Source organism: Roseomonas sp. F4, assembly GCF_053891155.1.
Genome location: NZ_JBSSHK010000005.1, coordinates 173,871 through 196,667, shown reverse-complemented (window position 1 = coordinate 196,667; position 22,797 = coordinate 173,871). Strand labels below are relative to the sequence as shown.

The following is a 22,797-nucleotide window of genomic DNA, read 5'->3' as shown; positions in this document are numbered from 1 at the left end:
GCCTGCTTCACCCTTGATTCCAGAAGGGTTCCGCCGCCAGCATCGCCGCCCACGCCTTCTCCGCGCGGCCCCGCGCGCGGCGTGACCGGGCCAGTGCCCAGCCTGCTGCCACGCCTGCGGCCCAGGCACCGGGACCCTGCGCCTCACTCTCAACCAGGGCGCGTGCCACGGTTGCATCATTCGCCAGACCGAACTGTTCCTGCATCTCCGCCAGCCGTTCCAGGAAGCGGCGGCCGCGCTTCCGGCCGAAGAGCGGGGTGAACAGCTCCGCCAGGTAGCGCAGCCTTTTGCCATCCAGCCGCAGGGCGTGGAACTCGGCATCCGGAAGCTGCGAAATCTCCTCCCCCACCGCCTGCATGCGGCGCCAGCGCCTGGCCAGGAGATGGCTCGCCAGATCCTCCAGCGGCGCGTCGCGATGGGCGGTGGCCTCCTCATCCGACTCTGCCCGCCAGGGCGTCCGCACATCCAGCGCCACGGCCTGCCAGATCAGCAGGCGGAACTCCGCCCCGGCGAGTTGGTCGCGCAGCGCGTCATAGGCGGCGTCACGATGCGCCTGTCCCGCCGCCAGCAGGCCGGCGATGCGCGGCTCCTCCGGCAGCGCCTCGGCCAGTTCGGCGCCGAGCCCGGCCAGGAACACGTCCCAATCCCGCGCTGGGCCGAGACCGCGCGCCAGAGTCTTCAGCCCGGCATCGAAGCCACGCAGCGCCGGTCCATCCGCCGCCGCGCGGAAGGCCTTGAGCGCGGAGCGCAGGCGGCGCAGGGCGACGCGCATCTGGTGCACGCCGGACGGGTCCCGCCCGGCCTGCGCCAACGGCGCATGCCACAGAAGCACCTCCGTCAGATGGCCGATCAGCAGCTTGAGCGCCGCTTCGACGCCCATCTCGGGCTCCAGCCGCGGGGCGCCGAGGCGGCGGGCGCGCGGGGCCTCACCCTGGGCCAGGGCGCGCGCTTCCTCCGCCAGGGCCATGCGGGGTGGCAGCAAAGGCAGGGCGCGGGCGAGGGCCTGCATCGTCTCCAGCGCCGCCTCGGCCGGGCCGGTCAGGGTCAGCCGCGCCACCGGCTGCTCCGCGGTGCCTGCGCGCAATGCGCCATGCAGCAGGCTGGCCTCCACCGCCCCGGCCAGCGGCACGGTCAGCCGCCGTCCGACGAAGGCCGCCAGCGGCACCAGCGGCGCGCCGCCGGCCTCCTCCGGCTCGGCATCGGCGGCCAGGCTGGACAGCAGTTCGGGCGGGCTGGCGGGGCGCCAGCTGGCGTCGGGCAGCACCCGGAAAAGCCGGCGCGGCGCGCGCGGGCTGGACGCCTCCAGCGCCAGGCCTTCCTCCGCCAATGCGCCCTTGGCGGTGTCGAGCCAGGTGAGCGCGGCGGCGACGGAGCGGCTGCGCCCGGCGCGTCGTGCCGACAGCACCGGGTTGCGGAACAGGCCGGCCGCCAGCGCCGGGTCCAGCACCGCTTCCAAAGTCAGATGGGGCAGGGTGGCGGACATAAGGTCAGACGGTCAGTTCGGAGGGGTCGGCGGCGGGCAGGTCGGCGGGGGAGAGAATCCGCAAAAGCCTGCCGCCACCCGCCTCCACCCGGCCCCAGGGCAGGGCCAGGGCGAATTCGGTCAGGGTTGCGGTGGGGTAGCCTTCCGCCAGGCGCTGGGTCATCGGGCTGCCGGAGGCCATGGCGGCGGGGCCGGCGAGGGCCATGGCCAGGTCGTGCAGGCCGGGATTGTGGCCAATGACCAGCACGCTGCGCGCCGTCTCCCGCACCCGGCGCAGCACGTCGATCAGGCTGGGCCAGGCGGCGAGGTAGAGGTCGTCCATCGGCTCGATCAGGGGCGAGCCTTCCAACGGCGCCAGCGCCTCCAGCGTCTGGAGGGTGCGGCGGGCGGAGGAGACCAGCACGACATCCGGCGCCAGCCCCAGCTCCCGCATCGCCGCCCCCATGGCCACAGCGGCCCGGCGCCCACGCGCATTCAGCGGCCTGGCGTGGTCGGAGAGGCGCGGGTCGTCCCAGGAGGACTTGGCGTGCCGCAGCAGCAGCAATTGGCGCATGCGGCCAGCATGGCACGGCGGGGCCGGATTGGCGACCACCGCCGGGATCATCCGCACATGCCTTTTCCTTCATGGGTACGGGGCCATCTGTGCCGCCAATCTTCTCAGGTGTGGGTCATGGCGGGTCAGGTGCTGGTCTTCGGGGCGACGGGCGGAATCGGGGCGGCGCTGGCGCGACGCCTGGCGGCCCGCGGTGCGCGCCCCTTCCTGGTGGCGCGGCGGGAGGCACCGCTGGCGGCGCTGGCGGCGGAGCTGGGCTGCGACCACTTGGCGGCGGATGTGACGGATGCGGCGCAGCGCCAGGCGGCCGTCGCGGCCGCGGGCAGCCCGCTGGCCGGGCTCGCGGTCTGCATCGGTTCCATCCTGCTGAAGCCGCTGGCCCGGCTGACCGAGGCCGATCTGCTGGAGACCTTCCGGCTGAATGCCGCCGCGCCGACGCTCGCGGTGCAGGCGGCGGCGCCGGCGCTGGCGGCGGGGAAGGGGGCCGTGGTTCTGTTTTCCTCCGTCGCTGCGCGCACCGGCTTTCCGAGCCATGTGGCGATCAGCGGGGCCAAGGCGGCGGTGGAGGGGGTGACGGTGGCGCTCGCCGCCGAACTGGCGCCACATATCCGCGTCAACTGCATCGCGCCGAGCCTGACCCGCACGGCGCTGGCCGAACCCCTGACGCGGAGTCCCCAGATGGCCGAGGCCATTGCCAAGCAACACCCGATTCCCCGGCTGGGCGAGGCGGAGGACAGCGCCGCCCTGGCCGACTTCCTGCTCTCCGACGCCGCGGGCTGGATCACCGGCCAGGTCATCGGCGTCGATGGCGGGCGTGGCGTCATCGCGGGGCGCGGGTGATGCGGCGGCGCGCGGCGCTGGCGGCGATACCGGCGATGCTGCTGGCGGATGCGGCGATGGCGCAGCCGGCGGGGATCGATTTCCGGATCATTCGTGCCGGCAACGAGGTCGGTCGCCACAGCGTGCGCTTCCGCGAACAGGCGGGGGTGCTGGAGGCGGTCAGCGATGTGCGGATCGAGGTGAAGCTGATGGGCTTCACCGTCTTCCGCTACCGGCATGAGACGCTGGAGGCCTGGCGCGGCGACCGGCTGCAGGCGCTGGACTCCCGCCTGGACAAGAATGGTACCCGCAGCGAATGCAGCGCCCGCGTGGCGGCGGGCGGCCTGCTGCTGCGCAATGCCGGCGGCGAGGCTCGGCTGCCGGCCCAGGCGGCGCCGATGACCTGGTGGCGAATGGCCACGCTGCGCCCCGGCGTGCCGCTGATCGACCCCCGCAAGGGCGAGGCCGTGACGCCGGAGCTGCGCATCACCCCCGCCTCCGGCGGCAGCCGCGTGGTGGTGATCGGTGGGGAGGGGGCGGATGTGCTCTACGACGCCGCCGGCACCTGGGTGGGCTTCACCACCACGGGCGAGGATGGCAGCGCGGTGCGCTACGAACGCGCGTGAGGACGCTGCGCGTCGTCCTCGGCGACCAGTGCACGGCGACGCTTTCCGCGCTTGAGGGACTCGACCCCGCCCACGACGTGGTGCTGATGGCGGAGGTGCGGGCGGAATGCACCTATGTCCGCCACCACAAGCAGAAGATCGCGCTGGTCCTGTCCGCCATGCGGCATTTTTGCGAGGCGCTGCGCGCGCGCGGAATCACCGTGGATTATGTGCGGCTCGACGATCCCGGCAATACGCAGACCCTGGCGGGGGAGGTGGCGCGGGCGGCGAAGGCGCATGGCGCACTTCGCATCCTCTGCACCCATCCCGGCGAATTCCGGGTGCTGCAGGATATGCAGGGCTGGGCGGAGGCCACCGGGCTGCCGGTGGAGATCCGCGAGGATACGCGCTTCCTCTGCACGCTGGACCGCTTCCGCAGCTGGGCGGCGGGGCGGAAGCAGCTCCGCATGGAGTACTTCTATCGCGAGATGCGGCGGGAGACGGGCCTGCTGATGCACGCGCCGGACGAGCCCGCCGGCGGCCAATGGAATTATGATTCCGAAAATCGCGCGGCGCTGCCCGCCGATCTGCGCCCCCCGGCGCCGTGCGCCTTCCCGCCCGATACGACGACGCAGGAGGTCATCGCGCTGGTCGAGCGCGAATTCCCCGACCATTTCGGCACGACGCAAAAATTCGCCTGGCCGGTGACGGCGGAAGCGGCGGAGCAGGCGCTGGCGGATTTCATCACCCACCGCCTGCCGCGCTTCGGCGACTACCAGGACGCCATGGCGGAGGGCGAGGCGACGCTGTTCCACGCGCTGATCTCGGCGGCGATGAATTGCGGCCTGCTCGATCCGATGCGCGCCTGCCGCGCGGCGGAGGAAGCCTGGCAGCGCGGCGATGCGCCGCTGAACGCGGTGGAAGGCTTTGTGCGGCAGATCCTCGGCTGGCGCGAATATGTGCGCGGCATCTACTGGTTGAAGATGCCGGACTATCGCGCCACCAATGCGCTGGAGGCGCATCGGCCGCTGCCCTGGCTCTATTGGTCCGGCGAGACGGCGATGGCCTGCATGGCGGCCGCGATCGGGCAGACGCGCGACCTGGCCTATGCCCATCACATCCAGCGGCTGATGGTGACGGGCAATTTCGCCCTGCTCGCCGGGCTCGACCCGGCGGAGGTGAATGACTGGTACATGGTGGTCTATGCCGACGCCTATGAATGGGTGGAGCTGCCCAATACCCATGGCATGGCGCTGCATGCCGATGGCGGCATCATGGCCTCCAAGCCCTATGCCGCCAGCGGCGCCTATATCAACCGCATGTCGAACCACTGCCGCGGCTGCGCCTATGACGTGAAGCGGCCGACCGGGCCGGGCGCCTGCCCCTTCAATTTCCTCTACTGGGATTTTGTTGCCCGCCACGCCCCGCGCTTCGCCCGGAACCCGCGCATGGCCATGCCGCTGCGGACGCTGACAAAAATGGCGCCGGAGAAGGTGGCGGCGATGCGGGCGGAGGCGAAGGGGTTTCTGGACGCGCTGGCGGAGGGCGCGGAACCGATGCTCAGGGCCGGCAGGACATCAGCTGCACGGGCCGGCCGCGCCATGTCTCTTCCCCTTCCGGAACCCAGCCCCGCGCCGCGTAGAAGGGCCCCTGGTCCTGGGTAAACAGCCAAAGCCGCGCATGGCCCAGCGCGGCGGCCCGGCGGCGCACCTCCGTCACCAGGGCTGTCGCGACGCCCTGGCGGCGATATTCCGGCGCGACCAGGACGGAGGCGAGCCAGGGGGACAGGTCCGGACGGCTCGGCAGATCCTCCCGGTCCAGGGTCGCGGTGCCGAGCGGCCGGCCATCCCGCTCCGCGATCAGCGCGCAGGGCGCCGCCGGCCCCGTGGCGGTACGCAGGAATGCCTCCGTCTCCGCCAGCGCATGGCCGTCCACGGCCCACCATTGGGCATGCAGCCAGGCAGCGACCTCGGGCAGATGCGGTGATTCGGCGGCGGGGCGGATCAGCATGCGCCGGAGATAATCCGGCGCGGCGCCCGCCGTCAGGCGGCGCTGCGTGACAATTGCGCCTGGTGCTCCGCGATCAGCCGCCGCGCGGCCTCCGCCGGCACGGGGCGGCCGAACAGCCAGCCCTGGCCCTGTTCGCAGCCCTCCGAGGTCAGGATGCGGGCCTGTTCCTCCGTCTCCACCCCTTCCGCCACCACGGTCATGCCGAGGATGCGGCCGAGGCCCACGATGGTGGTGACGATGGCCGAGAGCTTCGGGTCGCGCCCCAGCTCGGTGATGAAGGCGCGGTCGATCTTCAGCTTGCCGAAGGGGAAGCGCCACAGATGCGCCAGGCTGGACCAGCCGGTGCCGAAATCATCCATGGCGATGGATACGCCGAGGCCCCGCAGGTCGCGCAGCAGGCGCACCACATCCTCCGGATCCTCCTGCAACAGGCTTTCGGTGATTTCCAGCTCCAGCCGGTTGGCGGCCAGGCCGGTGCTGGCCAGCGCGTCGGCCACGGTGCAGACCAGGTTGCCATGCCGGAACTGGGCCGGGGACAGGTTCACCGCGATGCGCAGGTCGCTCGGCCAGCGTGCCGCCTCGGCGCAGGCGGCACGGATGACGAAGGCGCCGAGAGGCACGATCAGCCCGGTCTCCTCCGCCAATGGGATGAATTCGATGGGCGGGATCAGGCCGCGCTCCGGATGCGGCCAGCGCAGCAGCGCCTCGAACCCCACCAGCCGGCGGTCGCTCAGGCGGCGTTGGGGCTGGTAGTGCAGCGTCAGCGCCTCCGCCTCGATGGCCTGGCGCAGATCGGCCTCCGTCTCCCGCCGCCAGCGCAGGGCTTCGTCCATGCCGGGCTCGAAGCCGCGGATGGAGGGGCCAGGCTGGCCCCGGGCGGCGGAGAGCGCGGCCTCGGCGCGGGCCAGCAGAAGCTCCGCCTCCTCTCCGTCCTGCGGGGCGATGGCCAGGCCGAGTTCCACCGCCAGCGTCATGTGCGGGCCGCCCGGCAGGGGCAATGGCTCCGCCAAGGCATTGGCGAGGCGCTCGGCCAGTGACTGCGCATCCTCATCCCCCGCGATCGCGGTCTGGACCACGGCGAAGCGATCGGCCGAGAGCCGCGCCACCGTATCTTCCCGCCGCACCAACCCGCGCAGCCGCAGCGACAGCGCCGCCAGCACCGCATCCCCGGTGGCCCGGCCATGCAGGGCATTCACGTCGCGGAAGCCGCGCAGATTCAGCACCAGCACACCCACCTGCCGGTTCTGATCCCGCGCCGTCGCCAGCGTGCTGGCCAGCCGGTCATGCAGCTCCGCATGGGTGGCGAGGCCGGTCAGGGCGTCGTGGCGCATCAGGTGGTTGGCCCGGCCAACGGCCGCCGCCTCCTGCCGTCCGCGCCGGCCGAGACCGATCAGCAGCGCCAGCATGGCCAGGCCGACGACGAGCATACTGAGCTGGGCGGTGCGAAATGCGCCACGCAGCTGTTGCCGGCGCCCACTGTCCCGGAAGGCCGCCACCAGGATGCCGGCCGTGCCGCTGGCATCCACGACACGCGCCTCGGCCCAGCTGTGGCGCGCACGGCGCCGGGGCAGGACCGCCACGGGGCCGGCCTCCACCAGGACATCGCCGGTCAGGCCAAGAAGCTGGACATGAGCAAATTCCCCTGGAAGGGGTGCGGTGCGCAGATGCTCCAACTGGCCTGGCTCGGCCGGCGCGCCCCGCAGCAGGGCAGGCAGCCGGGGGTCCTGCCGCAGCATGTCCGTCGCCAACTGCTCGGTCCAGTTCTGGGCGGCGGCGCCCAGCAGCCGCTCCAGCAGGAACTGGTTGACGCCAACGGCCACCAAGGTGAGCAACAGCGCGAAAGCACTGAGGCGCATCAGCAGGCGCTGCATCATTTCGGCAGAGGCAGGGCTGTCCATGCGCCGATTGTGGCCCTGATTGGTGAACCCGGGATTGAGGCGGGCCGATTGGCGTCCTTTGGCGCAGGGTGGATTTGCCGCCGCCCCCCCCCGGCCGTTATAGCAGCGCCGAGACCAGTGCCGGTGGCCGGGACCCAACCCCGCCCCGCCCGATGACGGAGACCGAGGCCATGGCGGGCCATTCGCACGCGAAGAACATCATGCACCGCAAGGCGGCGCAGGGGGCCAAGAAGGCCGCGGCCTTCGGCAAGATGATCCGGGAAATCACGGTCAGCGCGAAGCAAGGCCTGCCCGACCCCGCGATGAATCCGCGCCTGCGCGCCGCGGTAAAGGCGGCGCTGGTGGCGAATATGACGCGCGACACCATCGACCGCGCCATCAAGCGCGCCGCCACCGCCGGGGTCGGCGAGGACTATGTGGAGATGCGCTATGAGGGCTACGGCCCCTACGGCATCGCCGTGATCGTCGAGGCGCTGACCGACAACCGCAACCGCACGGGCGGTGACCTGCGCTCCATCTTCGCGAAAAATGGAGGTGCGCTGGGGGAGACCAACTCGGTGGCCTTCCAGTTCGAGCGCAAGGGCGTGCTGCGCTACCCCCCCGCCGCCGCCGATGCCGATACCATGCTGGAAGCCGCCATCGAGGCCGGCGCCGATGATGTCGAGAGTGGGGAGGACGGCCACGAAATCTCCTGCGCCGTGGAGGATTTCGCCGCGGTGCGCGACGCGCTGGAGCAGAAATTCGGCACGGCCGAGGCCGGCAAGCTGGAATGGTGGCCCAGCACCACGATCGACCTGGATGAGGAAAAGGCGCGGGAAGTGCTGAAGCTGCTCGACATCCTCGACGACCATGATGACGTCCAGAACGTCTATGCGAACTTCGAGGTGGATGCGGCGGCGTTGGAGCGACTTTCCGCCTGAACAAGGGTCGGGATTTGCGGAATCTGTGTCACGAAGTCGTGATGATCTGAACTCCCGGTCCGGTGGGGCGATCTGTACTCAACCGCGACGATGACAATCCGAGGCGGGAGACAGAGACGGAACCGCTGAAGATGAGTCGTAACCTGCTTTACCCCGTTATCGGCGTGCTGCTGATCGCGGTCGGTGCCCTCGGCTATTGGGCCTATCAGGAGCAGAATCGCAGTGGCGTCGAAATGAATGTCGGCGGCCGCAGCCTGACCATCGAGACGCGCTGAAGGCGGGCGGGTGCCTGCCAACCCGCCAAACTCCCAGGCCGACCGGCCCGGGCCTCATGCCCGGCGCCCCCCAACATGAAGGCGCATCGCCATGCTCGGCACCATCCTCATCATCGTTCTCATCCTCGTTCTGCTCGGCGGCGTCAGTGGTCGCTTCGGCGGCTACGGCTACGGCTATGGCCATGGCAGCATGGGCCTTCTCGGCACCGTCCTGATCATCGTCGTGGTCCTGCTGGTGCTCGGTCGGATCTGATACACGGGCTGCATCCCGGGTTGGCATCCGGGGGGAACAGGGGCACATAGCCGGGCAAGGGCCGCGTTTGGCCCAAATCCGGAGGACAATGCCAATGACCCTGTTCCCGCGCCGCGCCGCGCTTGGCCTGCCGCTGCTGGCCCTCGCCGGGCCTGCCCTGGCCCAGGCCTGGCCCTCCCGCCCCATCCGCCTCGTCGTGCCCTTCGCCCCGGGCGGGACCACGGATGTGATGGCGCGGCTGGTTTCGGAACAGCTTGGCCGCAAGCTGGGCCAGCCGGTGGTGGTCGAGAACCGCCCCGGCGCCGGCGCCACCATCGGCGCCGCGATGGTGGCCCAGGCGGAGCCCGATGGGCTCACGCTGCTGATGTCCAACAGCGGGTCGCACGGCGTCTCGCCCAGCCTCTATCCCACCATCCCCTATGACCCGATGCGTGACTTCACCCATGTGGCGCTGGTGGTGACGAGCCCTTCGGTGCTGGTGGTGACCAAGGGACATCCGGCCCAGAATCTGGAACAGTTCATCGCGCATCTGCGCCGCGCCGGGGAAATCGACTTCGCCGTCTCCGGCATCGGCAGTTCCAGCCACCTGACCGGCGTGCGGCTGGGCATGGCGCTAGGCATCCGGGTGACGGCCATCCCCTATCGCGGTGCCGGTCCGGCGATGACGGACACCATCGCGGGCGTGGTGCCGGCGATGATGGACAGCCTGCCCTCCGCCGCGCAGCACATCCGCAATGGCAGTGTGCGCGCCATGGCCGTCTCCTCCGCCACACGCTCCGCCCGTTTCCCGGACCTGCCGACCTTGAAGGAAGGCGGGGTGGATGTGGTGAATTCCGCCTGGTTCGGCATTTCCGGCCCGGCCGGCCTGCCGGCGCCGATCGTGACGCGGCTGGCGGATGCGATCCGCGAGATTCTGACCGACCCCGCGATACTGGGCCGCTTCGAGGACCTGACGGGCGCCCCACCGCCCGAGAGCACACCCGAGAGCTACACGGCCTTCGTGCGCTCGGAACTCGCCGGCTTCGCGCCCATCGTGCGTGCGGCGGGGCTGACACCCTCGTAAAACGTGACATCCGGATCGCCCTGGGCTGATATCCCCCGCGAAAGACCCAGGATGGGGGATACGGCGTGAGCGAAGCTGCCGGGACGATGGATGAGGTGACGAGCCCCGCCGAGGGCGAGGTCGATACCAGCGATCCACGCTTCTTCGTGCCGACATGGGGTGGCGACGACTACATCACGGTGCTGCGCCAATTGCACCGGATGCTGAAACCCAAAGCCTACCTCGAGATCGGCGTGCAGAAGGGCGGCAGCTTCCGCCATGCGACCTGCCCCAGCATCGCTGTCGACCCGGTGTTCGAACTCGGTCCCGACATCACCAAGGGGCGGCCGGTCAGCCTGCTGTTCCGGATGGGCAGCGATGATTTCTTTGCCAGCTACGATCCGAAGGTCCTGCTCCAGTCGCCCATCGATCTGGCCTTCCTGGACGGGATGCATCTGTCGGAATTCCTGCTGCGGGATTTCTACAATGCGGAGGCGCACTGCCATGAAGGCTCGGTGATCGTCCTGCACGACATGCTGCCCACCGATGTGGGCATGGCGAGCCGGGAATCTCCCTCCACCCGCGAAAGGCTGCAAATCGTCGTCCAGCCGACCCGGGACCGCAAACGCTGGTCCGGCGATGTCTGGAAGATCTTGCCGATCCTTCGCAAATACCGGCCGGAACTCCGGATCCTGTGCCTTGATGCGCCGCCCACCGGCCTGGTGCTGGTCGCCGGGCTGCAACCCAGGAACCGGGTTCTTTTGCAGAACTACGTCCCGATCCTGGAGGAATTCAGCAAGATGGATTTGGCGGCGATCGGATTGGAGGCGTTCATCGCGGCCCAGGGTGTCGAGCCGACCAGCGCCTACCTCAAGGCGGCGGCGGTCACGGCGCGGCTCGGCCTGGACTGATTCGCGGTCAGCTTCCCTCCACCCCCGCCGCGAACAACTCCTCCACCGCCACCGGCCTCCGCGACAAGTGCTGGGCGTGGGACCAGCGGCAGATGGCCTCCAGCTCCTTGCGGTTGGCGGCGATGCCGTAGGTCCAGGGATCGGCGCCGAGCAGGGCCTTGGTCGCGGCCCATTCCTCCGGATGGAAGGGCAGCATCTGGGTCAGCGAGGAATGGCGCAGATCGGCCTCGATATCGGCCAGCGCCAGCCGCTTCGCCTCGGCGAAGGCCTCGTACAGGCGGGGCGCCAGGGTCGGATCGCGGTCCAGCACCTCACGCCTGATGCCGACCAGATGCATGATCGGGTGGAAGCCGGTGCGGCGGTGATAGGCCTGGGCGGCGGCGCGCGGGTCGGGGAACAGCCGCACCACACGTGGATCGGCTTCGGCGAAGGCCAGCGGCTCGGTGGGGGACAGGATGGCGTCGATGTCGCCGGCCAGCAGCGCGGCGTTCAATGTCGCGCCCTCGCCCAGCGGCCGCACATCCATCTCCGGCGGCAATTCCAGCTTCAGCCGTTCCTTCCGCCCGGCCGCATTGGTGCCCGCCGTGCGCCAGGCGATGCCGTTCACATCGACGCCGTGGTCATCGCCCAAAATGCCGCGCAGCCAGAGGCCCAGCGTCATCTGGTATTCCGGAATGCCCACGCGCCGGCCCTCCAGATCCTTCGCCGTGGCGATGCCGGCATCGGCGCGCAGATAGATGCAGCCATGGCGGAAGGACCGCGCGACGAAGGCGGGGATCGCCGCATAGGCGGCCTCCCCGCGCGAGACCTGCAACAGGTGGGAGGAGAGCGAGAGCTCCGTCACATCGAATTCCGCGCGCGAAAAGGCGCGCGGAAAACTCTGCTCGGAATGGATCGGCACGGGCACCAGCCGCACACCGGGGATGCGCACGCGCCCATCGAACAGGGCGCGCACGCGGTCATAGGGCGCGCAGGCGACGGTCAGGGTCTGCAAGGCGCTCAATCCGCCTTGATGCCGGCGCGGCCGATCAGCACGCGGAAACGCTCCAGCTCGCTCGCGATCAGCGTCCGAAACGCCTCGGGCGAGCGCGGCGCGGCGTCCGCGCCTTCCGTCACCAGCCGGGCCTTGAGGTCGGCATCGCCCAGCAAGCCGTTCACCGCGGCATTGATGCGGGCCACCACCTCCGGCGGCGTCGCGGCCGGGGCCACCAGCCCGTGCCACTGCACCACCTCGAAGCCCGGCAGGGCGTTGGCGGCGATGGAGGGAATGCCGGGCAGCGCGTCGGAGGGGGCCAGCGCGCTCATCCCCAGCCCCAGCAAGCGGCCGTCGCGGATCGAGGGCAGCACCACCGGCGCACCGGCGAAGCTGGCCTTCAGCCGCCCGGCCATCAGATCCGCCAACATCGGCCCATTGCCGCGATAGGGCACATGCACCAGCTCGATCCCCGCCGCGTCGCAGAAGGCGGCCATGGTGATGTGCGACGCCGCGCCATTGCCGGCGCTGCCATATTCCAGGCTGCCCGGATTGGCCTTGGCCAGCGCGATGAACTCGGCGGCCGTGCGCGCCTGGACCGAGGGGTGGATGGTCAGGATGGAGGGCAGGGTGGCGACCAGTGCCACCGGGGCGAAGTCGCGCAGCACGTCATAGGGGTTGTTCGGATAGATCCAGGGGTTCACCGCCAGCGTGCCGACATGGCCCCACATCAGCGTGTGGCCATCGGCCGGCGCGCGCGCCACCGCCACAGCGCCCACCGTGCCGCCGGCGCCGCCGCGATTTTCCACGACCACCGGATGCCCGCCCAGCGCCTGCTGCAGCTTCAACGCCACGGGCCGCGCCAGCAGGTCGTTCGATCCGCCCGGCGGGAAGGGCACGACGATGGTGACCGGCCGCGACGGCCAGGGCGCCTGGGCCAGGGCCGGGGCGGCAAGCGGGGCAAGGCCGAGCAGGGAGGAGGCGCGGAGCAGGCTGCGGCGGCTGGGCATGGGGCGGTCCTTGGCGATGATTTGTCGCTACAATTGCGCGCGCGCCACGGTTCCGGAAGGGGGCGGGTCCCACATCGTGGAAGCTTTTGCCGGTGCATGCCGTGTCATCGGCCGATACCGCCCGGCGAAATCCTGTTGTAGGCTGGCTGTCATCCTGCTGGAGAACGGCCGATGACCAAGATGCGGATCGAGGGGTCCTTCGTTGCCCTCATCACCCCCTTCAATGCCGATGGCAGCGTCGATTTCGGCGGCTTCCGCACGCTGATCGACTGGCAAGCGAAGAACGGCACCTCCGCCGTGCTGATCATGGGCTCGACCGGCGAGGTCTCCATGCTGACGCCGGAGGAACGGCGCGAGATCGTCGAGAAGACCGCGAAGATGAAGGTCGGGAACATGAAGATGTTCTACGGCTGCACCGGCACCAGCACGGCGGCGACCATCGCCTATCTGAAGCACGCCAAGGCCGCCGGCGCCGATGGCGCGATCCTGGCCGCGCCGGCCTATATCTGCGCGCCGGAAGACGACATCGAGGCCTTCTTCGCCGAATGCGCCGATGCGGTGGAGCTGCCGATCGGCATCTACAACAACCCGCCGCGGGTGAAGTCCGACCTGCATTGGGACCATCTGCTGCGGCTGATGAAGCACCCGAACATCGTCGTGCTGAAGGAAAGCACCACGCGCGTCGGCCAGGTGGCGCAGGTCTGCGCGGCGCAGCCGGATGCGACCATCATGTGCTGCGACAGCCCCAATCTCGGCCTGGTGGTGCCCACCATGTCGCTGGGCGGCCATGGCACCGCGAACATGACCGGCAATATCGACCCGGCCGGCCTGGCGCTGCTCTCCACCCCCTGGGCGGACCCGGCTCAGTCGGTGGTGTTCCGTGACACCTATCTGCGCCTGCTGCCGCTGCTGCACTTTACCTATTCCGCGATCAACCCGGTGGCGGTGAAGTCGCTGATGAAGGCGGTGGGGCTGCCCGCGGGCGATCTGCGCCGGCCGCTGACCGGGCTGAAGCCGGACCATCTGGCGAAAGGTCTCGCCATCGTCCGCGCGCTGGGTCTCGACAGCCAGTATGGCTGGAAGACCGCGCCGAGCCTGCCGCTCGCGGCGGAGTAAACTCTTCTCCACTTGCCCCGTCCGCGCGCATGGCCAATGCTCCCCGTCAACAAACGGAGGACATGGCCATGGCGCGCAAGATCGAGCGGTCTGTGCAGGAGTTGTATCGTGACGACCCGGAACGGGCCGATGCGGTGGCCTTCGGGCGGCGCGGCACGCTGAAGGGCGCGGCGCTGGCGGCCATGGGCGGGGCGGTGGGCGCCGCCATTCCCTTCGCGGGCTCCATGCCCGGCGGCACCTTGCCGGCGCTGTTCAGTCGGCCGGCCGCGGCCCAGGGCGCGGCGCCCGAGACCCTGCGGATGGAGGGCAAGGGCCCTCTGATCCTGCAAGGCGAAAGGCCGCTGAACGCCGAGACTCCCGAGACCCTGCTGGATGAACCGGTGACCTCCGCCCGGAACATGTTCATCCGCAACAATGGCGGCCTGCCGGACGTGCCCGCCGATCCCCGCGCCTGGAAGCTGACCGTGGACGGGGAGGTGAACACCAAGCTGGAACTGACGGTGGCGGAGCTGGAATCGCGCTTCCCCGTCATCACTCGGCAGTTGCAGTTGGAATGCGGTGGCAATGGCCGCAGCTTCTACGCGCCACAGACCCGCGGCAACCAATGGGGCAATGGCGCCATCAGCAATGGCGAATGGACCGGCGTGCGGCTGCGGGATGTGCTGCAGGCCGCCGGGCTGAAGCCCTCCGCCGTCGCCACCGGCCATTACGGCGCTGACCCGCATCTGTCGGGCGAGCCGGGCCGACCCTCCATCGCGCGCGGCATGCGCATCGCGAAGGCGATGGAGGAGGACACGCTTCTCGCCTTCCGCCTGAATGGGGAGGCGATTCCGCATCTACATGGCGCGCCGCTGCGGCTGGTGACGCCGGGCTGGCCGGGCAGCCTCAGCCAGAAGTGGCTGAACCGCATCTGGGTGCGCGACAAGCCGCATGACGGCGCGGGCATGGGTGGCACCAGCTACCGCGTGCCGCGCACGCCCATCGTGCCGGGCAGCAATAACAACGGCGCCGATTTCGCCGATCTGGAGAGCATGCCGGTACGCTCCATCCTGTCCTCCCACGCGCATGGGTCGCGGCTCGCGGCGGGGACGCGCGCGCTGGATCTGCGGGGCGCCGCCTGGGCGGGCGACCTGACGGTGCGGGCGGTGCATGCCAGCGTCGATTTCGGCGCGACCTGGACCGAGATGCAGGTGGCGGCGCCGGCGAACCGCCACGCCTGGCAGCGCTGGACCGGCCGCGTGGCCCTGCCTTTCGATGGCTATTACGAGGTCTGGTACCGCGCCACCGACAGCGACGGCCGTATGCAGCCGCATCTGCCGGCCAATTGGAATCCGCAGGGCTATGGCGGCAACGCGATCAGCCGCGCGGCGATCCTCGTCGGATGAGGCTTCGGTTCACGCTGATGGGGCTCGCAATGCTGCTGCCAGCCGTGGCGCTGGGGCAGGGCGCGAGCCAGGCGGATCAGGCGCGCGCCTTGGAACAGCGCGCGGAGGAGGAGACGGTGCTGGCGGAGGGGGAGGGCCGTTCGGAGGTCTTCGGCTATTGCACCGCCTGCCACAACACCGCGCTGATCCGCCGCAGCCGCTTCACCCGCCCGCAATGGGATGGGCTGATGGACTGGATGACGGAACGCCACGGCATGAACCCGCTGGAGGGCGAGTTCCGTGACACGATCGTGGACTACCTGGCCCGGCATTACGGCCCGGCCCAGGCTCCCGCACGGGCGCGCAACCCCTTCCTGAACTGAGGGGTCACGGCACCGCCAGCGCCGCCCGCACGAAGCCGGCGGTGCCGCGATAATGGGATTGCAGCAGCGGGATGGCCCGGGCCGCATCCCGCGCCAGGGCCGCCTCCGCGATCGCCGCATGCTCCGCCGCCACGTCGCGTCCGGGATAGGCGACGCGCCGCGCCAGGGCGCGGAACCGCTCCGCCTTTTCCCGCAGCGCCTCCGCCATGCTGCACAGGGTGGGGGAAGGGCAGCCGGCGAGCAGCGCCTGGTGGAAGGCGGCATGGGCGTCCTCCCAGCCCGCCTCCTCCCGCGTCAGCCGGGCGAGCCGCCACTGCGCGAGCACCAGCGCCTCCTCCCACGCCTTATCGCCGGCGGCGAGGCTTTCGCGCAGCACCACCTCCTCCAGCCAGCAGCGGGCTCGCACCAGCTCATCGAAATCCGCCACGCTGGCGGTGGCGGCGCGGAAGCCGCGCTGGTCCAGCCGTTCCACCAGCCCTTCCGCGGCCAGGGAGGCCAGCGCCTCCCGCACCGGGCTGGCGCCGACGCCGTAGCTGGCGGCCAGGGCCTGCACCTTCAGCTTGGTGCCGGGGGGCGGCAGGCCGCGCAGCAGATCGGCACGCAGACGGCGCTGTACCTGGGTGGCGAGGGTGTTTTCGCGGCTCTCTTGCATGCGGCCTATTTTATCGACAAAATGTGCAACAAGCCAGTTTTTGTCGGGAACCAAAGAACATGCGCCTCTTGAGCTTCCAGAATGAAGGCCGGATTGCCGCCGGCGTGCGGATCGGGGACCAGGTTGTTCCCGTCGCGGCGCTGTCGGGCTTTCCCGACGACACGCTCGCCCTGCTCCAGGCCGGCGGCAATACGCTGGCCCGCCTCGGCGCCGCCGCCAAGGCCGCGCCCGCTTCCACCCATAAGGCGCTGTCCGGCCTGACGCTGGCCATGCCGATCGCACGGCCGGGAAAGGTGGTCTGCATCGGGCTGAACTACGCCCTGCACGCCAAGGAAGGCGGCAACCCCATCCCCGACTACCCGGCGGTCTTCCTGCGGGTGCAGACCAGCCTGACCGGCCCGAACCAGCCGATCCTGCGGCCCAAGGGCGCGTCGGAGAAGCTGGATTATGAGGCGGAGCTGGCCATCATCATCGGCAAGACCGCCCGCAAGGTGGATGAGGCGCAGGCGCTGGACCACGTCGCCGGCTATTCGCTGTTCAATGACGGCTCGGTGCGCGACTACCAGCGCAAGTCCACGCAGTGGACCATGGGCAAGAACTTCGACCGGACCGGCGCTTTCGGGCCGGAGATCGTCACCGCCGACGAACTGCCGCCGGGCGCCGCGCCGCTGCGCATCACCGCCCGCGTCGATGGCCAGACGGTGCAGGACAGCACCACGGGCGACATGATCTTCTCCGTCGCCCGCTGCATCGCGATCCTGTCGGAAGTGATGACGCTGGAGCCGGGCGATGTGATCGCCACCGGCACGCCTTCCGGCGTCGGCTATGCCCGCAAGCCGCCGCTGTTCCTGGCCCCTGGCATGACGATGGAGATCGAGGTGGAGGGTGTGGGCGTGCTGCGCAACAGCATCGAGGATGATCCCGCCTTCTGACAACGGGTCTGCCGACAGGGAGGAAACAACAATGAAAAATACGAAGATCGGGCGCCGCGCCATGCTGGCCGGCGCCGGGGCTCTGCTGGCCACACCGCATCTGGCGCTGGCCGCCTGGCCGGAACGGCCGCTGCGCATCCTGGTGGCTTTTCCGCCGGGCAGCTCCACCGATGTGGTGGCCCGCGCGCTGGCTCAGAAGCTCACCGAGAACACAGGCCACGCCACCGTGGTGGAGAATCGCGCGGGCGCCGGCGGCAATCTCGGCACCCAGGCGGTGAAGGCCTCCAGCGACGGTCATACGCTGCTGATGCACTCCACCGCCTTTTGCGTGAATCCCAGCCTCTACCGCAATGCCGGCTATGCGCTGGAGGATTTCGCGACCGTCGCGGTGGTGGCGACGGCGCCGAATGCCTTCTTCGTGCATCCCTCCATCCCCGCCGCCAACCTGGCGGAGCTGATCGCGCATATCCGCGCCAATCCCGGCATCGGCTATGCCCATTCCGGCACCGGCACCACGCCGCATCTAGGGGCGGAACTACTGTTCCGCACGCTCGCCGGGGTGCAGGCGACGCCGGTGGCCTTCGGCCCCGCCCAGGCCGCCACGGCCGTCGTCGGCAACCAGGCGCCGATCGGCAGCACCAGCCTGCCGCCCGCCTTGCCCCTGATCCGGGAGGGGCGGGTGCGCGCCATTGCCGTGGCGGGGGCGGAGCGGGACCCCAACCTGCCCGACGTGCCGACCGTGGCGGAGCAAGGCTATCCCGGCTTCGCCGCCACCACCTGGTTCGGCATGTTCGCCCCCGCCCGCATGGCGCCGGAGGCGCTTGCCCTGCTGCTGGCGGAGGTGCCGCGGGCCATGGCCGCGCCCGACCTGAAGGCGCGCCTCGCCGCGCTGTCGCTGACCGATCCGGGCCTGTCCGGCGAAGCCGCGGCCAGCTTCGTGCGGCGGGAAGCCACCACTTGGGCCGAGGTCATCCGCACCTCCGGCGCCACCGCGGATTGAGGCGCCCATCATGCGCGACGTGACCCCCGAGACGCTGACACAGACCTTCGCTGCCTATGCCGCGAAGGCCGAGGACCCCCGGCTGCGGGAGGTTCTGTGCAGCCTGGCCAAGCACCTGCACGGCTTCGTGCGGGAGACGAAGCTGACCCATGCCGAATGGATGGCCGGGCTTCAGGCCCTGACCCGGGCGGGGGAGATCACCACGCCCGAGCGCAACGAGTTCATCCTGTTCAGCGACCTGTTCGGCGTCTCCGCCCTGGTGGACATGGTGAACACCCCGGCGGGGGCGACCAGCTGTTCCAATCTCGGCCCCTTCCACCAGCGCGGCGCGCCGCCGCTGGCCGATGGTGGCGACCTGTGGAAGGGCCAGTCCGGGCAGGTGATGGTGGTCACCGGCCGGGTGCTGGATGCCGCGAGTGGGGAAGGGGTTGCCGGCGCCACGCTCGACATGTGGCAGAATGCCGATAACGGCTTCTACGCGGCGCAGGATGCCGAGCAGCCGGCGAAGAACTACCACGGCATGCTGAGCTGCGCCGCGGATGGCAGCTTCGCCTTCACCACCACCCGCCCGCAGCCCTACACCGTGCCCTATGACGGCCCGGCCGGGGACATGCTGCGCGGCCTGGCGCGGGATGCCTGGCGGCCGGCGCATCTGCATGTCATCGCCGAGGCGCCCGGCTTCCGCCCGCTGGTGACGGAGCTGTTCCTGGAGGATGACCCCTATCTCGACACGGATGCGGTGTTCGGCGTGCGCGCCGACCTCGTGGTCCGGCTCGGGACGATGCGGCGGGAGGACACGCCCGCGCGCCTCCAGGCCCGCGATGCGCTGCCGGCGCAGCTTCTGCATGCGGAATTGCTGATCCGCATGGCGCGGGTCTGATCCCGCCTTCCAAAGGCAGCGACGAAGCGCGGTCCGCTTAACCGCGCTTTTACCCCCGCCACCCTATGCCCTTCCTCAGCAATCGCCAGGAAGGCCCTGAAGCATGTCCGCCCTACGCCCGGATTCCCGCCGTCTGTTGAGGGGGGCGGCAAGGCTGCTTCTTTCGGCATCCGCTCTGGCGCTGGCCGCCACCATGCCACGCCCCACCGCGGCGGACACCGCCACCTTTTTCGACAGCATTGCCGAGGGGCGCACCGACTTCGACCAGCGTGTGACCACCGCCGGCGGCACGGTGAACATGGATCTGCTGTCTGGGCTGACCAGCAACCAGACGAGTTGGGCGCGCAGCGCCTTCACCATCGCCTCCGGCGACGGCGCCACGCGTTCCACACGCACCACCAGCTTCCAGAACGTGCAGGGTCCCAGCGGGACCTTCAACAGTGGCGACAGCGTCCGCATGGTGGCGGACAGCAGCGACCCCGCCGGCAACGGCCTGGTCTTCACCTTCTCCTCCCCCATCAACGCCTTCGCGATCGAGCTGGAAGGCTGGGCGACCTGCTGCTTTCCGAGTGCGCTGTACATCGCCTTCGATGGCGGCACGCCGATCCTGATCGGCACCGCGAATGCCAATACCGACAATCCCGGCACGGCCCGCTACAGCCAGACGATGACCTTCGTCGCCGCGATCAGCGACACCGCGACCTTCTCCTCCGTCGCCTTCTATGGTGACGCCACCGGCGACACCATGTGGGGCGGCGGTACGGTGCGCTACGCGCTGGTGCCGATCGGTGGGCTTTCGGACCCGCCCGGGAACCCGCCCGTGACCCTGGTCATCGATGGCAGCCAGGCCAGCTTCAACGAGAATGATGGCGCCGCGCAGGCTGCGACCGTCATTTTCAACGGCGGCACCTTCCGCCCGACCGGCGCCGCGGCGCTGGCGCAGCCGGTGGTGATCGAATCCGGCCATGGCATGGTGGATTCCGGCCTCGGCCCTGTGATGCTGCTCGGCAATATCAGCGGCCCGGGCCAGTTGCGGGTGCTGGGCGGCGGTGTGGTGACCTTGCTGGGCAATGCCAACAATACCGGCGGCGCGCAGGTGCAGTCCGGCACCCTGGTGATCCAGGGCGTCTTCCAGGGCGCCGTGACGGTGCTGGCGGGCGGCACGCTGACCGGCGGCGGCAGCATCGGCGGCGGCACCATCGATGGCATCCTGTCCCCCGGCAGCTCCCCGGGCAGCATGGTCTTCACCGCGCCTGTCACCCTCGGCGCCGGTTCCACCACGCGGCTCGAAATCGACGGGCCGGGCACCGGCACAGGCGCGGGCTCGCATGACCAGGTGCTGGTTACCGGTGCCAGCAGCACGCTGACCGCGGGCGGCACCTTGCAGCCCGTGCTGCGCGGCATTTCCGGCGCGGCAAATAACAGCTTCACCCCGGTGATCGGCCAGTCCTTCCGGGTGATCCAGGCGGAGGGCGGGCTGATCGGCAGCTTCGCCGGGCTGACCCAGCCGACGGAGGGCCTGCCCGCGGGGGCGCGCTTCGATGCGCTGTATGGCAGCAACACGCTGGACCTGATCACCACCCCGGCCAGCTACGCCAACCTCGCGCCGCTCGGCATCGGCCAGCGTGGCAACCAGGTGGCCGTCGGCGGCGCGCTGGATGCGATTCGCCCGGCGGCGGGGCTGCGCATGGAAGGCGATACGGCGACGACCTTCGGCGCGCTTTATGCGCTGCCGGCCTCCGCCATCGCTCCTGCGCTGGACCAGCTTTCCGGCAGCATCCATGCGGATGCGCTGGCAGCCTCTCTCGCGCATCGGCGCATGCTGGGCGGCGGCATCGCCCAGCGCATGGCGGCGATCCGGGCCGACGACCCGGCGCTGGTCGTGGCGCAGGGCGCCCTGGCGCCGCGTGTCGCGCTGGACAGCGCCCGCAGCGTGCAGATGAGCGCCATGCCCGGCGCAGGGACCGGCCTCGATGCCATGGGCGACGCCGGATACGGGGATGGCGGCGATGGCGCGGAAGATGCCTTCGCCGGCTGGTCCGTCTGGGGCCGGGCCCTGGGTGGCTGGGGCAGCACCGATGGTGACGGCGCAGCGCCGGGCTATTCGCGGCAATCCGGCGGCGCGCTGGTCGGCGCCGATCGCCGCTTCGCCCCCGGCCTGACCGGCGGCATCGCGCTGGGCTTCCTGCGCGGCACGGTGGATGGCGACGGCAACACCGGGGAGGTGCGGCTGGATAGCTACCAGGCGAGCATTTATGGCGTCTATGCGCCGCCCAGCACGGCTGCGGCGAAGCCCTTCATCGATGCGACGCTCGGCACCGGCCTCAGCCGCTATGACAGCCGCCGCAACATCGCCTTCGGCACCCTGTCCCGCCGTGCCCAGGCGGATAGCGACGGCACCGATGCGACGGCGGAGCTCGGCCTCGGCCTGACCACGCGGTTGCAGGGGGTGGATCTGGAACCGCGCGTCTTCCTGCGCTGGGACCGCATCGCCCGCGGCGGCTTCACCGAAACCGGCGCGGGGTCGCTGAACCTGAGCGTGGATGGCCGGGATGCGGATGCCTTGCGCGCCGGTATTGGCCTGAGCGCCGCGAAGACCTTCCGCCTCGGTGATGGCTTCCAGCTTCGGCCGGAGGCGCGCCTGGGCTATGCGCGGGAGATGCAGGATGGCCTGGGCCGCGGCACGCATCGGCTGGGTGGCGCCGCCTTCACCGTGGAATCGGCCCGCACCGGGCAGGATGCGGTGACCGCCGGCCTCGGCGTCACCGCCTTCCGGGGGGACCGCTTCGCGGTGGTGGCGGATTACGATATGTCCAGGTTCAGCGGCGGCACCGATCACGTGGTAACGCTCGGCCTGCGCTGGGTCTGGTAGGCGTCAGAAAACTGTCACGCCGGGAAGACGCAGCGCCGGTCTAGACAACCGCGCCCCGATTCACGGAGACAGTCAGTGCGCTTTGAAGTGGTTGAGATCAGCCCGACGGCCAACAAGGTCCTTCTCGTGGGGCGGCTGGATGCGACGACGGTGGGGCAGGTGGAAACCGGCTTCACCGCCGCTGTGGCCGCCAGCGGCCGCAGCGCGATGCTGGATCTGACGGAGCTGACCTTCCTGTCCTCGCTCGGTATCCGGTTGCTGCTGTCCTCCGCCCGGGTGGTGTCGCGGCGCGGCGGCCGGGTGGTGCTGTTCGGCGCCCAGCCCATGGTGGCGGAAGTGCTGGAGGCGATGGCGCTGGATGAGGTGCTGCCCCTGGTGGCGACCGAGGCCGAGGCTGTCGCCCGGCTCGGCTGATGCCCCTGGTGCTGGAGGTGCCGATCTCGCTCGGCGGCCTCGCGGCGGCGCAGGAGGCAGCGGAGGCCTGGGCGGAGGCTGAGGGCGTTCCGCCCGCCCAGGCATTGCGCCTTCGGCTGGTGACCGAGGAGCTTGTGGCGAATTTGATCGAACACGCCACCTGGCCAGCCACGCCCGATGGCACGCCACCTCCCGCGCGGTTGGAGATCGGCTGGCGCGACGGCGTGTTGTCCCTGGCGCTGGAGGATGCCGCCGCCCCCTTCGATCCGCGCCACGCCCCGGCGACGGTGCCGAGCCTGGAAGGGGAGGAGGTGGGGGGCCTTGGCCTCGCTCTGGTGCGCCGCATGGCGCAGCGGCTGGACTATGCCCGGACCGAGTCCGGCGGCAACCGCACCAGCCTGGATATTCGCGCCTGAGGGGTGAGATATCCGG

The 22,797-nt window shown here is 70.4% G+C and carries 24 protein-coding genes; 17 read left to right on the top strand and 7 right to left on the bottom strand.

Features of this window, described 5'->3' with window-relative positions:
* Positions 1-7: 7 nt before the first annotated feature.
* Positions 8-1,483: a CYTH and CHAD domain-containing protein gene (locus ACVFYP_RS20690; protein ID WP_499202112.1), complete on the bottom strand. Its 1,476-nt coding sequence runs from the start codon at positions 1,481-1,483 to the stop codon at positions 8-10.
* A 4-nt stretch (positions 1,484-1,487) separates the two neighbouring features.
* Positions 1,488-2,087, bottom strand: a complete 600-nt coding sequence (locus tag ACVFYP_RS20685) for a SixA phosphatase family protein (RefSeq protein ID WP_499202544.1) — start codon at positions 2,085-2,087, stop codon at positions 1,488-1,490.
* A 66-nt stretch (positions 2,088-2,153) separates the two neighbouring features.
* On the opposite strand from ACVFYP_RS20685, the gene ACVFYP_RS20680 reads away from it, so the two are divergent.
* The 3 genes from ACVFYP_RS20680 to ACVFYP_RS20670 are packed head-to-tail and all read left to right on the top strand — an operon-like array spanning position 2,154 to position 5,124.
* Entirely contained in the window at positions 2,154-2,876 is a 723-nt protein-coding gene (locus ACVFYP_RS20680; RefSeq protein ID WP_499202111.1) for an SDR family NAD(P)-dependent oxidoreductase, read from the top strand.
* A complete protein-coding gene (locus tag ACVFYP_RS20675; protein ID WP_499202110.1) occupies positions 2,876-3,481 on the top strand; it encodes a DUF6134 family protein in 606 nt (201 codons plus the stop codon). The genes ACVFYP_RS20680 and ACVFYP_RS20675 overlap by 1 nt, the downstream gene beginning before the upstream one ends.
* Entirely contained in the window at positions 3,478-5,124 is a 1,647-nt protein-coding gene (locus tag ACVFYP_RS20670; protein WP_499202109.1) for a cryptochrome/photolyase family protein, read from the top strand. The genes ACVFYP_RS20675 and ACVFYP_RS20670 overlap by 4 nt, the downstream gene beginning before the upstream one ends.
* Here ACVFYP_RS20670 and ACVFYP_RS20665 read toward each other — a convergent pair.
* Together ACVFYP_RS20665 and ACVFYP_RS20660 are read right to left on the bottom strand one after the other, a co-directional pair.
* A complete protein-coding gene (locus ACVFYP_RS20665; protein ID WP_499202108.1) occupies positions 5,021-5,470 on the bottom strand; it encodes a GNAT family N-acetyltransferase in 450 nt (149 codons plus the stop codon). The genes ACVFYP_RS20670 and ACVFYP_RS20665 overlap by 104 nt on opposite strands.
* A gap of 32 nt (positions 5,471-5,502) precedes the next feature.
* Entirely contained in the window at positions 5,503-7,368 is a 1,866-nt protein-coding gene (locus ACVFYP_RS20660) for a putative bifunctional diguanylate cyclase/phosphodiesterase (protein ID WP_499202107.1), read from the bottom strand.
* A gap of 170 nt (positions 7,369-7,538) precedes the next feature.
* On the opposite strand from ACVFYP_RS20660, the gene ACVFYP_RS20655 reads away from it, so the two are divergent.
* From ACVFYP_RS20655 to ACVFYP_RS20635, 5 genes are all read left to right on the top strand, one after another.
* Positions 7,539-8,288, top strand: a complete 750-nt coding sequence (locus ACVFYP_RS20655) for a YebC/PmpR family DNA-binding transcriptional regulator (protein WP_499202106.1) — start codon at positions 7,539-7,541, stop codon at positions 8,286-8,288.
* Between the two features lie 131 nt (positions 8,289-8,419).
* Positions 8,420-8,563, top strand: coding sequence for a hypothetical protein (locus ACVFYP_RS20650; RefSeq protein ID WP_216877166.1), 144 nt, complete (start codon positions 8,420-8,422; stop codon positions 8,561-8,563).
* A 91-nt stretch (positions 8,564-8,654) separates the two neighbouring features.
* Positions 8,655-8,816, top strand: a complete 162-nt coding sequence (locus ACVFYP_RS20645) for a DUF3309 family protein (RefSeq protein WP_499202105.1) — start codon at positions 8,655-8,657, stop codon at positions 8,814-8,816.
* A gap of 94 nt (positions 8,817-8,910) precedes the next feature.
* Positions 8,911-9,879, top strand: coding sequence for a Bug family tripartite tricarboxylate transporter substrate binding protein (locus tag ACVFYP_RS20640; RefSeq protein WP_499202104.1), 969 nt, complete (start codon positions 8,911-8,913; stop codon positions 9,877-9,879).
* A 65-nt stretch (positions 9,880-9,944) separates the two neighbouring features.
* The gene (locus ACVFYP_RS20635) at positions 9,945-10,769 is read left to right on the top strand and encodes a class I SAM-dependent methyltransferase (protein ID WP_499202103.1); all 825 of its coding nucleotides are present in this window, start codon (positions 9,945-9,947) and stop codon (positions 10,767-10,769) included.
* Between the two features lie 7 nt (positions 10,770-10,776).
* Here ACVFYP_RS20635 and ACVFYP_RS20630 read toward each other — a convergent pair whose 3' ends face one another.
* Together ACVFYP_RS20630 and ACVFYP_RS20625 are read right to left on the bottom strand one after the other, a co-directional pair.
* The gene (locus ACVFYP_RS20630) at positions 10,777-11,763 is read right to left on the bottom strand and encodes a substrate-binding domain-containing protein (RefSeq protein ID WP_499202102.1); all 987 of its coding nucleotides are present in this window, start codon (positions 11,761-11,763) and stop codon (positions 10,777-10,779) included.
* A 5-nt stretch (positions 11,764-11,768) separates the two neighbouring features.
* A complete protein-coding gene (locus ACVFYP_RS20625) occupies positions 11,769-12,752 on the bottom strand; it encodes a Bug family tripartite tricarboxylate transporter substrate binding protein (RefSeq protein WP_499202101.1) in 984 nt (327 codons plus the stop codon).
* A 171-nt stretch (positions 12,753-12,923) separates the two neighbouring features.
* Here ACVFYP_RS20625 and ACVFYP_RS20620 point away from each other — a divergent pair, with 171 nt between their 5' ends.
* The 3 genes from ACVFYP_RS20620 to ACVFYP_RS20610 all read left to right on the top strand — a co-directional run bounded on the left by ACVFYP_RS20620 (position 12,924) and on the right by ACVFYP_RS20610 (position 15,615).
* Complete coding sequence (locus ACVFYP_RS20620; RefSeq protein WP_499202100.1) at positions 12,924-13,868, top strand: 4-hydroxy-tetrahydrodipicolinate synthase family protein; 945 nt, start codon at positions 12,924-12,926, stop codon at positions 13,866-13,868.
* A 68-nt stretch (positions 13,869-13,936) separates the two neighbouring features.
* Positions 13,937-15,253, top strand: a complete 1,317-nt coding sequence (locus ACVFYP_RS20615; protein WP_499202099.1) for a sulfite oxidase — start codon at positions 13,937-13,939, stop codon at positions 15,251-15,253.
* Complete coding sequence (locus ACVFYP_RS20610) at positions 15,250-15,615, top strand: hypothetical protein (RefSeq protein ID WP_499202098.1); 366 nt, start codon at positions 15,250-15,252, stop codon at positions 15,613-15,615. Before ACVFYP_RS20615 ends, ACVFYP_RS20610 begins: the two co-directional genes overlap by 4 nt.
* 4 nt (positions 15,616-15,619) lie before the next feature.
* On the opposite strand, the gene ACVFYP_RS20605 is transcribed toward ACVFYP_RS20610, so the two are convergent.
* A complete protein-coding gene (locus tag ACVFYP_RS20605) occupies positions 15,620-16,267 on the bottom strand; it encodes a GntR family transcriptional regulator (protein WP_499202097.1) in 648 nt (215 codons plus the stop codon).
* A 59-nt stretch (positions 16,268-16,326) separates the two neighbouring features.
* Between ACVFYP_RS20605 and ACVFYP_RS20600 the strand changes: the two genes are divergently transcribed.
* The 6 genes from ACVFYP_RS20600 to ACVFYP_RS20575 all read left to right on the top strand — a co-directional run bounded on the left by ACVFYP_RS20600 (position 16,327) and on the right by ACVFYP_RS20575 (position 22,781).
* A complete protein-coding gene (locus tag ACVFYP_RS20600; protein WP_499202096.1) occupies positions 16,327-17,199 on the top strand; it encodes a fumarylacetoacetate hydrolase family protein in 873 nt (290 codons plus the stop codon).
* Positions 17,200-17,230: 31 nt separating this feature from the next.
* Positions 17,231-18,199 (top strand): Bug family tripartite tricarboxylate transporter substrate binding protein, encoded by a 969-nt coding sequence (locus tag ACVFYP_RS20595; protein WP_499202095.1) that lies wholly within the window; start codon positions 17,231-17,233, stop codon positions 18,197-18,199.
* A 10-nt stretch (positions 18,200-18,209) separates the two neighbouring features.
* Complete coding sequence (locus ACVFYP_RS20590; protein ID WP_499202094.1) at positions 18,210-19,079, top strand: dioxygenase family protein; 870 nt, start codon at positions 18,210-18,212, stop codon at positions 19,077-19,079.
* Positions 19,080-19,272: 193 nt separating this feature from the next.
* Positions 19,273-21,951: an autotransporter family protein gene (locus ACVFYP_RS20585; RefSeq protein WP_499202093.1), complete on the top strand. Its 2,679-nt coding sequence runs from the start codon at positions 19,273-19,275 to the stop codon at positions 21,949-21,951.
* A 75-nt stretch (positions 21,952-22,026) separates the two neighbouring features.
* Positions 22,027-22,365, top strand: coding sequence for an STAS domain-containing protein (locus ACVFYP_RS20580; RefSeq protein WP_499202092.1), 339 nt, complete (start codon positions 22,027-22,029; stop codon positions 22,363-22,365).
* Positions 22,365-22,781, top strand: a complete 417-nt coding sequence (locus ACVFYP_RS20575; protein ID WP_499202091.1) for an ATP-binding protein — start codon at positions 22,365-22,367, stop codon at positions 22,779-22,781. Before ACVFYP_RS20580 ends, ACVFYP_RS20575 begins: the two co-directional genes overlap by 1 nt.
* Positions 22,782-22,797: the final 16 nt, after the last annotated feature.

Bases quoted from the DNA above. Each gene is read 5' to 3' on its own strand.
- ACVFYP_RS20690 (WP_499202112.1), bottom strand. From the start codon at position 1,483: ATGTCCGCCACCCTGCCCCATCTGACTTTGGAAGCGGTGCTGGACCCG.
- ACVFYP_RS20685 (WP_499202544.1), bottom strand. From the start codon at position 2,087: ATGATCCCGGCGGTGGTCGCCAATCCGGCCCCGCCGTGCCATGCTGGC.
- ACVFYP_RS20680 (WP_499202111.1), top strand. From the start codon at position 2,154: ATGGCGGGTCAGGTGCTGGTCTTCGGGGCGACGGGCGGAATCGGGGCG.
- ACVFYP_RS20675 (WP_499202110.1), top strand. From the start codon at position 2,876: ATGCGGCGGCGCGCGGCGCTGGCGGCGATACCGGCGATGCTGCTGGCG.
- ACVFYP_RS20665 (WP_499202108.1), bottom strand. From the start codon at position 5,470: ATGCTGATCCGCCCCGCCGCCGAATCACCGCATCTGCCCGAGGTCGCT.
- ACVFYP_RS20660 (WP_499202107.1), bottom strand. From the start codon at position 7,368: ATGGACAGCCCTGCCTCTGCCGAAATGATGCAGCGCCTGCTGATGCGC.
- ACVFYP_RS20655 (WP_499202106.1), top strand. From the start codon at position 7,539: ATGGCGGGCCATTCGCACGCGAAGAACATCATGCACCGCAAGGCGGCG.
- ACVFYP_RS20650 (WP_216877166.1), top strand. From the start codon at position 8,420: ATGAGTCGTAACCTGCTTTACCCCGTTATCGGCGTGCTGCTGATCGCG.
- ACVFYP_RS20645 (WP_499202105.1), top strand. From the start codon at position 8,655: ATGCTCGGCACCATCCTCATCATCGTTCTCATCCTCGTTCTGCTCGGC.
- ACVFYP_RS20640 (WP_499202104.1), top strand. From the start codon at position 8,911: ATGACCCTGTTCCCGCGCCGCGCCGCGCTTGGCCTGCCGCTGCTGGCC.
- ACVFYP_RS20625 (WP_499202101.1), bottom strand. From the start codon at position 12,752: ATGCCCAGCCGCCGCAGCCTGCTCCGCGCCTCCTCCCTGCTCGGCCTT.
- ACVFYP_RS20620 (WP_499202100.1), top strand. From the start codon at position 12,924: ATGACCAAGATGCGGATCGAGGGGTCCTTCGTTGCCCTCATCACCCCC.
- ACVFYP_RS20615 (WP_499202099.1), top strand. From the start codon at position 13,937: ATGGCGCGCAAGATCGAGCGGTCTGTGCAGGAGTTGTATCGTGACGAC.
- ACVFYP_RS20610 (WP_499202098.1), top strand. From the start codon at position 15,250: ATGAGGCTTCGGTTCACGCTGATGGGGCTCGCAATGCTGCTGCCAGCC.
- ACVFYP_RS20605 (WP_499202097.1), bottom strand. From the start codon at position 16,267: ATGCAAGAGAGCCGCGAAAACACCCTCGCCACCCAGGTACAGCGCCGT.
- ACVFYP_RS20600 (WP_499202096.1), top strand. From the start codon at position 16,327: ATGCGCCTCTTGAGCTTCCAGAATGAAGGCCGGATTGCCGCCGGCGTG.
- ACVFYP_RS20595 (WP_499202095.1), top strand. From the start codon at position 17,231: ATGAAAAATACGAAGATCGGGCGCCGCGCCATGCTGGCCGGCGCCGGG.
- ACVFYP_RS20590 (WP_499202094.1), top strand. From the start codon at position 18,210: ATGCGCGACGTGACCCCCGAGACGCTGACACAGACCTTCGCTGCCTAT.
- ACVFYP_RS20585 (WP_499202093.1), top strand. From the start codon at position 19,273: ATGCCACGCCCCACCGCGGCGGACACCGCCACCTTTTTCGACAGCATT.
- ACVFYP_RS20575 (WP_499202091.1), top strand. From the start codon at position 22,365: ATGCCCCTGGTGCTGGAGGTGCCGATCTCGCTCGGCGGCCTCGCGGCG.